The organism is Streptomyces sp. NPDC005151, assembly GCF_053599875.1.
Genome location: NZ_JBSFYR010000223.1, coordinates 1 through 2,775 on the forward strand (window position 1 = coordinate 1; position 2,775 = coordinate 2,775).

The following is a 2,775-nucleotide window of genomic DNA, read 5'->3' on the forward strand; positions in this document are numbered from 1 at the left end:
CACCGGCCTGCCCCCACCTCGCTCACCAGCCCGAAACGACCGAAGCCCCGTCACCTGACGGAGCATCGGCCACTACCTACGGATTCGGGTCAGAGACCGCCGCCGGGAAGCTCACCCTGAGCATCATCAGGGACGAACTTGCCCGGATCGTCGAGCAGCGGGCGGCCGAGGACCCGAACCTGCACTACTTCGACGGCCGCGACCTCTACGGTGAGTCGGACTCCGCCGAACTGCCGCTCCCCGACGAACTCCACCCCGACGCCGCCACTCACCGCCGCATCGGCGAACGCTTCGCCGAGCTGGCCTTCAACACCGGCGGCCCATTCGCCTCGACAACGCCGGGCACTGGCGGCATCCCGTGCGAATGTTGCGACTGCGGGACTAACTGACGGCCGGCGATGTCCCGCTCTGTGCCGTGGGCGATCAGTCGGTCGGCGACTGATCCTCACCACGTGCCAGGAACCATGAGCGTCCCGACGGGCGGATCGTTGATCCAGCCGAGGGAATGTCATCCCTGCACGGGACGGCAAGGAGGTTCCTTCCGATCATGGGACACATCGTTGCTGTATGCCTTCCGACATCGCGCACAACAGTGCCGGACCGTCGCGCCGCACGCTTCTGAGCGAAGCAGTCGCCGCTGGGATGTTCACCGCCGTACCTGACCTGGGGCTGTCGAGAACGCTCAGTTCGGCCTCGGCTCCGCCCCGCCCAAGACCTCCGGCAGCAGTTCCCCGCCGGAGACGACCGGCGGCTGATGGGTACCGGCTGCCGCGTCGCGGCGGCTCGGTGCTCGCCGGATCGGCCCGGTAACCGTCGAACCCGGTGACGCCTCCGGCCTGAGCCACAGGGCCGAGGGCAACACGCCGAGCCAGACTTCGCCTCATGGCCTCGGCACCGGGAGACAACGCCACCTTGATCGGAAGCCCCGCAGCCCAGCCTGGAAAGGCCACCGCCCAGCAGCACGTGGAGCGGTCCGTACGGCCCTGCTCCAGGCCCGTCTACGGGTTGCGGGTCGGGCACGCCTCGATGCCCGCCTCAGAGCCTGTCGGGTGGCCTTCGATCGGAAAGCGGACGCGGTCTGGTGCGTGCGATTCCAAGGCGCTGGAAGGTCCTCGGATGGGGTCTCCCCTGCTCGAACGAAGCTGAGAGCTTGGGGAAGGAGCTACTAGGGCGTTTCGGCAACGCGGGAAGCGTGCGTGCCAGGGCGTGGCCGCCCGATCAGAGGTCACCCGACAGGCTTTCAGCCGGCCAGGGCAATGATCGCATCATGAACGGTTTGTGGGCAGCAGCCACAAGTCGTCGACGTGCGGGCCGGTGAAGCATCCGCCTCAACGGGCAGGGCCACGGGGACGAAGGCAGCCCTGCCCGCAGCCGCGTTAATGTGGTGCCCGACAACAAACACGGGTCGCCCGCAGCAGCGCCCCTACCGAATTCGAGACAGAAAGAAGAGAAGCACCGATGACTGCCGTGCACGGAACAGCGGTGAATATTCCCACCCCGGATGGCACGGCCGACGCATACCTGGCCCATCCCGACGACGGCAGCCCCCATGCCGCTGTCCTGCTCTACATGGACGCCTTCGGCCTGCGCCCGCACCTGAAGAAGATGGCTGACCGCCTTGCCGGGGCCGGGTACACCGTGCTGGTCCCCAACGTCTTCTACCGTCATGGCCGCGCCCCGGTGGTGGAGCTTCCCGACTTCATCGACCCCGTCCAGCGCCCCGACATCTTCCAGCGCATCGTCCCCATCATGCGGTCACTTACCCCCGAACTGGCGATGCGTGACGCCGACGCCTACCTGCGCTGGTTGGCCGTTTGCCCACAGGCCACCGACGGCCCGGTCGGCGTCACCGGCTACTGCATGGGTGCAGGCCTGGCCCTGCGCACCGCCGGCACCTACCCGGACCGCGTCGCGGCCATCGCCGGCTTCCACGGCGGGCATCTGGCCCCCGACACCCCTGACAGCCCGCACCTGCTCGCCGACCGCATCACCGCCGAGGCGTACTTCGGGCACGCCGATCAGGACCACGCAATGCCCCCCGAGCAGATCGACCGTCTCGAGAAGGTACTCACGGCAGCAGGCGTCCGCCACCAGGGCGAGGTCTACCGAGGCGCGCACCACGGGTACACCCAGGCCGACACCGCCGCCTACAACCCCGATGCAGCCGAACGCCACTGGACGGCACTTCTGGACCTTCTCACCCGTACGCTCTGACCGACCCCGGCTCCTGTAGCCCGGTCCCGAGTGGGAGTTCCTGCAACCGTTGCTGCTGCCGACGCCTGCAGCACTTGCCGAGGCGGGATATTGACCTGGGGTCGGGCACGGCTACGCCGTCTGGTCCTTGGCTGCTCGTGGGCGTGCCTGAGTGCCATCCGCGCCTCCACCCCACTCCCACGGAGCGTCGACTGGGGCGTCGGGCGGCCAATCCATGGAAGCCACAAGCGGCAGAATTTTGAAAGCCACACCCGGCGCCCCAGGGCGGGGCAAAGATACGAAGGGCTCACTGCGTCCCGTGGACAACGCAGCGGGAAGTCGAGCAGGCAGCTCACTGGCATCTCCACTACTTCTGGCGCAGGCACGGCCAGGCAGCCACGAGGTAGCAACGAGGTAGCAACGGATGGGCGACGGCGCTGCTGTGCCGCGAAGCGGGCCGCATACGATCCGGGATATCGAGGGCGACCCCGGCCTCGGTGTTTCGCGGCGCTTTCAAAGTCGGTGACTGGGCGTCATCTCATGAAGAAGGTGCCCCGTTGACCTGCGATGATCCGGCTTGTC

At 67.8% G+C, this 2,775-nt stretch carries 1 protein-coding gene and 1 pseudogene; both read left to right on the top strand.

Going from position 1 to position 2,775, the window contains the following annotated elements; genetic code table 11:
- Window positions 1-389, top strand: a pseudogene (locus tag ACWD6R_RS40220) (hypothetical protein); the annotation flags it as partial.
- 1,069 nt (window positions 390-1,458) lie between these two features.
- Window positions 1,459-2,214 (top strand): dienelactone hydrolase family protein, encoded by a 756-nt coding sequence (locus tag ACWD6R_RS40225; RefSeq protein ID WP_451823292.1) that lies wholly within the window; start codon window positions 1,459-1,461, stop codon window positions 2,212-2,214.
- Window positions 2,215-2,775: the final 561 nt, after the last annotated feature.

What these genes read in the sequence shown, in the direction of transcription:
- ACWD6R_RS40225 (WP_451823292.1), top strand. Translation starts at nt 1,459, where the DNA reads ATGACTGCCGTGCACGGAACAGCGGTGAATATTCCCACCCCGGATGGC.